Below are 5,334 nucleotides of genomic sequence, written 5' to 3'. Positions count from 1 at the left end.
AGTATGATTTATATAGTATGATTTGATTACCTCGTGAGTTTTGGAGGGAATTGTATGGTAAGGCAGGGAACGTACAGAGTTAAAACCGGGCTCGCTGAGATGCTCAAGGGCGGAGTAATTATGGATGTTACCGATGCTGAACAGGCGAAGATCGCCGAAGGGGCTGGTGCTGTGGCGGTCATGGCTTTGGAGCGCGTTCCAGCGGATATCCGAGCTGCGGGTGGAGTGGCACGGATGGCCGATCCAGCAATAATCGAGGAGATCATGAATGCGGTAACCATCCCGGTGATGGCCAAGGTGAGGATCGGTCACTTCGTTGAGGCACAGATCTTGGAATCTTTGGGAGTGGACTTTATCGATGAAAGCGAGGTACTAACTCCGGCGGACGAAGAGCATCACGTAAATAAGTGGGATTTCAAAGTTCCCTTCGTCTGCGGGGCGAGGAATCTTGGAGAGGCTTTAAGGCGCATTGGAGAGGGCGCTGCGATGATAAGGACCAAGGGGGAAGCCGGAACGGGCAATGTGGTGGAGGCCGTTCGCCACATGCGTCTCATAATGGGGGAAATTCGCCGCCTAAAGGGTCTTAGCGAGGACGAGCTCATGACGGCGGCGAAGGAATTGCAGGCTCCCTATGAACTCATTTGCAAGGTTGCCAAGAGTGGCAAACTTCCCGTGGTCAATTTCGCCGCTGGTGGAATTGCAACCCCAGCGGATGCCGCTTTGATGATGCAACTCGGTGCGGATGGAGTCTTCGTGGGTTCGGGAATATTTAAATCCGAGAATCCTGCTGTGATGGCTCGAGCCATCGTTGAAGCAACCACTCACTATAACGATCCTGAGGTTCTTGCCAGGGTCTCGAGGAAACTGGGCAAGGCGATGGCGGGTCTTGAGATCTCGCAAATCGGTGAGGAGAATCTACTCCAGTTTAGAGGATGGTAGTGAATATAGGAGTACTCGCTCTCCAGGGAGCTGTTAGAGAGCATGTTCAAATGATTGAGCGATGCAAAGCTCGGGGGATTTCCATAAAGAGACCTCACGAGCTTTCGCTTATAGATGCCCTCATTATCCCCGGAGGAGAAAGTACCACCATAGGCAAACTCATGGAAAAATATAACTTTGTGGAGACCATACGTAAGTTTCATGCCGATGGTCTTCCCGTCTACGGCACCTGTGCAGGTTTAATCCTCCTGGCCAAGAAGATAACCGAGGGAACTCAACCGCTGCTTAAACTCATGGATATCGAGGTCAAGCGCAATGCCTTCGGAAGGCAAAGGGAGAGTTTCGAAGCCAATTTGGATATCCCTGAGCTCGGTTCTCGACCTTTCAAAGGCGTTTTTATCCGCGCTCCCTGGATCGAATCGGTGGGGTCTGGGGTCACCGTTATGGCGAAATTTGATGGTAAAATTATAATGGCAAGACAGAATGGATTACTGGTTTCTGCTTTCCATCCCGAACTTACGGGCGATTGCAGGATTCATGAATATTTTATAGAAAAATTTGTAAAGTAGGGATTAAATCGAGGAGAATTTTTGCGGGTTGACTCAAGATGAGGTGTTTTAGATGTCTGGACATTCGAAATGGGCGCAGATAAAACACAAGAAGGGCAGAGAAGATGCCAAGCGGGGACGAATATTCAGCAGGCTCTCAAGAGCGATTATGGTTGCTGCAAAAGAGGGGGGAGGAAATCCCGATTTAAATCCCGCTTTGGCGACCGCCATCCAAAAAGCTAGGGACTACAACATGCCTCACGAAAATATCGAGCGAGCGATCAAAAGAGGTACGGGGGAGTTGGGAGAAGCTAGGTTCGAACACATCATTTACGAGGGATATGGTCCCAATGGAGTAGCCATCATAGTTCATGTTTTGACGGATAACAGGAATAGAGCCGCCGCGGATATACGAAGCATCTTCTCAAGACACCAGGGGAATTTGGGAGCAACGGGTTGTGTAAGCTGGATGTTCGATAAAAAAGGTCATATCCTGATAAACAAAGAAGAGGGGATAGATGAAGATGAGCTTTTAACCATTGCTATAGAAGCCGGTGCCGAAGACATGAGGGCGCAGAATGATCACTATGAGATCATTACCTCCCCAACCGATCTCATGAGCATGCGCAAAACCTTGGAAGAGCATGGGATAACACCGGATTCGGCGGAGATAACTATGCTCCCGAAGAGCACCGTCAAACTCCATAAGGAGGAAGCGAAGAGGGTGTTGAGGTTGATGGATGCTCTGGAGGAGCACGACGATGTACAGGAAATATACGCAAACTTCGATATTCCCGATGAGATACTGGAGGAACTCACCATAGGGGTAAAGTAAGCCACCCAAAGTTCAAAAATCCTAAGGCTGAATTTCATTGACACAGGGTGGCTTTTTTGTGTTATATTATAAAACAAATGTTCGATTTTTATTAGAGGACTTTCATGATTATTTTGGGAATTGACCCAGGGACTGCCTGTACCGGTTATGGTATCGTCGATTACCGATGGGATGAATTCAAACTGAGGCGTTATGGTTGTATCAGGACTAAAGTTGGTCTTCCCACCCATCAAAGACTTCGAGAAATCTATGCGAGGTTGGTGGAGATAATAGAGGAAAATCAGCCCGATGAGCTCGTCTTGGAGCAGCTCTTTTTCAGCAAGAATGCTCAAACCGCGATGGCTGTGGGACAGGTTCGCGGAATAGCCCTTCTGGCCGCGGCAAATTATAATTTAAGGACATTCGAGTATACTCCCCTTCAGATAAAGCAAGCCGTGGCGGGATATGGTAGGGCTCGCAAGGAGCAAATTCAGTACATGGTCAAGACCATCCTCGGTCTTGCCGAAACTCCCAAACCGGACGACGCGGCGGATGCTTTAGCTCTGGCCATATGTCATGCCCACTGCAAGAGGATGGGAGAGAGGATACGGACGAACGTTGAAGGACGGACGTCGAACGAGAGATGAAGACGAAACAGCCAACTAGCCAACAGGCCAACGAGCAAACAGGCTAACTATTGTAGAAGGGGAAGTACTTTTGATAGCATTTTTAAGAGGAAAAGTGCAGGAAAAGACGGACAGGTGTGTTGTTTTGGATGTCAATGGGATTGGCTATGAGCTTTTTCTATCCACTAATTCTCTCTCCAAAGTACCCGCAATTGGGGAAACTACCAGTTTATATACCTATCTCCACGTAAGGGACGATGCTTTGCAACTTTATGGTTTTTCTACTCCCTGTGAGAGGGAGCTTTTTGAGTATCTATTGTCGGTTACCGGCGTTGGCCCAAAAGTTGCATTGGCTATTCTCTCTGCATTTTCCGTTAATTCTTTAAAGGAAGCCATCGTACGAGAGGATGTGGAACTCATCAGTGCCATTCCCGGCATAGGAAAGAAGAGTGCCCAAAGGCTAATTTTGGAGTTGAAGGAGAGACTATCTCTGCCGGAGGTTGCCACCCTTTCCAAGGAAAGGGGTAGGAGCTCTACCTATGCCCAGGCGAGGAAGGCTTTAATGGCTTTGGGCTACTCTGCAGCGGAGGCAAAGAACGCTCTGGAAGGTTTTCCCTATGACAAGGAAGAAATCTCCACCGAGGAGCTTTTGAAGTACGCCCTGAAAAATTTGGCATCAAGCAAATAGTACTTCCAAATTTAAAAATCAAGATGCAAAATGAAGTAAAATTCAATTTTTGATCTTTGCATTTTAAATTAAAGTGTTGGGGGAAGGATAGTTATGGAAGAAAGGATCGTATCTGCCAAGCTAACATCCGAGGACATCGAATACGATAAGACCCTTCGCCCCAGATGGATGGAGGAATTTATAGGACAAACGAGGGTAAAAGAAAATCTTCAAATTTTTATTTCAGCGGCTAAAGCCCGAGGGGAGGCTTTAGACCACGTACTTTTGTCAGGTCCACCCGGACTAGGTAAGACCACTTTAGCTGGCATCATTGCGAATGAGTTGGGTGTAAGCATAAAGGTGACCTCGGGACCAGCACTGGAGAGAGCGGGGGATTTGGCAGCAATCCTCACCAATCTCCAACCCCAAGATGTATTGTTCATCGATGAGATCCATCGATTGAGTCGGACGGTGGAGGAGATTTTATACCCAGCGATGGAGGATTTCAAAATTGACATCGTCGTTGGAAAGGGCGCCGGAGCAAGATCTTTGAGGTTGGACATCCCGCCCTTCACGCTGGTTGGGGCGACCACCCGAACTGGACTTATTACTTCCACACTTAGAGACAGATTCGGTGTGAATTGTAGACTCGAATATTACACTGAGGATGAACTCTACGCCATAGTTAGACGTTCGGCATCCATCCTCCAAGTCGATATTGATACCAAAGGAGCTCAGGAAATAGCCCGCCGTTCCAGGGGAACCCCTCGTGTGGCGAACCGGCTCTTGAAGAGGGTTCGGGACTATGCCGAGGTCAAAAGCGATGGAAAGGTTGCAAAGGGGATAGCCTGTGAGGCGTTGGCTTTCTTTGAAGTGGATGAGAAAGGGTTGGACAAGCTGGATCAGAGAATTTTACTTACCCTCATTGAGAAATTTGGGGGGACCCCCGTCGGACTAAATACCCTGGCGGTTGCCGTTGGGGAGGAGCCCGAAACCATCGAAGATGTTTATGAACCCTATCTTCTCCAACTGGGATTCCTTCAGCGAACACCCCGCGGCAGAATTCCCACCGAACTCGCCTATAAACATCTGAGTGTATCCGATCCCAGACACCAAAATAAACTATTTTAAATAAACTTGCGGACCTCAAAGTCCAACCCCCTTTAGAAATATTTAAAACATGACATGTGAGATTCGATGAACTCTATACAAATTTGTGGGAGTAATGAACTTTTGCGCTTCAGCGCTTTACATAGTGATTATAAGTAAAGTAAAATATCAGAATCAGAAGGTAAAAGGAAAAGGGAGATGGAAAAGTCGGTCAAGATAAGCAGCAAATATCAGATCGTTATCCCAAAGGAAATACGGAGAGCTTTGCGCTTAGAGAAGGGCGACGAGCTCGTTTTCGTAGCGGAGCGGGGCGTCATTTACCTTAAAGCAAAGCCCAGGAGCTATGTGGAGCACATGAAGGGCCTACATAGCGAGCTCTGGAAAGGCATGGATGTCAACGAATATCTTCAGGGAGAGAGGGAAACCTGGGAAAGTTAACACCAAGATTTAAGGGGAAGATGAAGTGATCGGCTTAGATACGGCTATTTTTATCTATCATTTTGAAGAGAATCAGAAATACCTCAAGATCACCTCGGCTATCCTTGGAGCTATCGAGGAAGGCAAGGTAAAGGGAGTAACTTCGATAGTTACTTTAATGGAGATATTGGCAACACCGAAGGCGGAAAATAA

7 protein-coding genes are annotated in these 5,334 nt (G+C 47.6%); all 7 read left to right on the top strand.

Annotation, left to right across the window (positions count from 1 at the left end):
* Nucleotides 1-54 precede the first annotated feature (54 nt).
* The 7 genes from pdxS (at nucleotide 55) to AB1466_05045 (ending at nucleotide 5,142) form a co-directional block, all read left to right on the top strand.
* Nucleotides 55-939 (top strand): pyridoxal 5'-phosphate synthase lyase subunit PdxS, encoded by an 885-nt coding sequence (pdxS, locus tag AB1466_05075; GenBank protein MEW6189465.1) that lies wholly within the window; start codon nucleotides 55-57, stop codon nucleotides 937-939.
* Nucleotides 939-1,508 carry a pyridoxal 5'-phosphate synthase glutaminase subunit PdxT gene (gene pdxT / locus AB1466_05070; protein MEW6189464.1) on the top strand — a complete coding sequence of 190 codons (570 nt, stop codon included), beginning with the start codon at nucleotides 939-941 and terminating at the stop codon, nucleotides 1,506-1,508. The genes pdxS and pdxT overlap by 1 nt, the downstream gene beginning before the upstream one ends.
* 52 nt (nucleotides 1,509-1,560) lie before the next feature.
* Nucleotides 1,561-2,322: a YebC/PmpR family DNA-binding transcriptional regulator gene (locus tag AB1466_05065; protein ID MEW6189463.1), complete on the top strand. Its 762-nt coding sequence runs from the start codon at nucleotides 1,561-1,563 to the stop codon at nucleotides 2,320-2,322.
* A 104-nt stretch (nucleotides 2,323-2,426) separates the two neighbouring features.
* On the top strand, nucleotides 2,427-2,948 hold the full coding sequence (ruvC, locus tag AB1466_05060) for a crossover junction endodeoxyribonuclease RuvC (GenBank protein ID MEW6189462.1): 522 nt from the start codon (nucleotides 2,427-2,429) through the stop codon (nucleotides 2,946-2,948).
* 70 nt (nucleotides 2,949-3,018) lie between these two features.
* A complete protein-coding gene (gene ruvA / locus AB1466_05055) occupies nucleotides 3,019-3,615 on the top strand; it encodes a Holliday junction branch migration protein RuvA (protein MEW6189461.1) in 597 nt (198 codons plus the stop codon).
* Between the two features lie 93 nt (nucleotides 3,616-3,708).
* Nucleotides 3,709-4,725 (top strand): Holliday junction branch migration DNA helicase RuvB, encoded by a 1,017-nt coding sequence (gene ruvB, locus AB1466_05050; protein ID MEW6189460.1) that lies wholly within the window; start codon nucleotides 3,709-3,711, stop codon nucleotides 4,723-4,725.
* 177 nt (nucleotides 4,726-4,902) lie between these two features.
* Nucleotides 4,903-5,142: an AbrB/MazE/SpoVT family DNA-binding domain-containing protein gene (locus AB1466_05045; GenBank protein MEW6189459.1), complete on the top strand. Its 240-nt coding sequence runs from the start codon at nucleotides 4,903-4,905 to the stop codon at nucleotides 5,140-5,142.
* Nucleotides 5,143-5,334 lie beyond the last annotated feature (192 nt).

It is taken from the genome of Actinomycetota bacterium (genome assembly GCA_040755895.1).
Classification (GTDB): Bacteria; Actinomycetota; Aquicultoria; order Subteraquimicrobiales; family Subteraquimicrobiaceae; genus Subteraquimicrobium.
The sequence above is the reverse complement of the archived record's forward strand: the minus strand, read 5'-3'. Positions and strand labels throughout refer to the sequence as shown.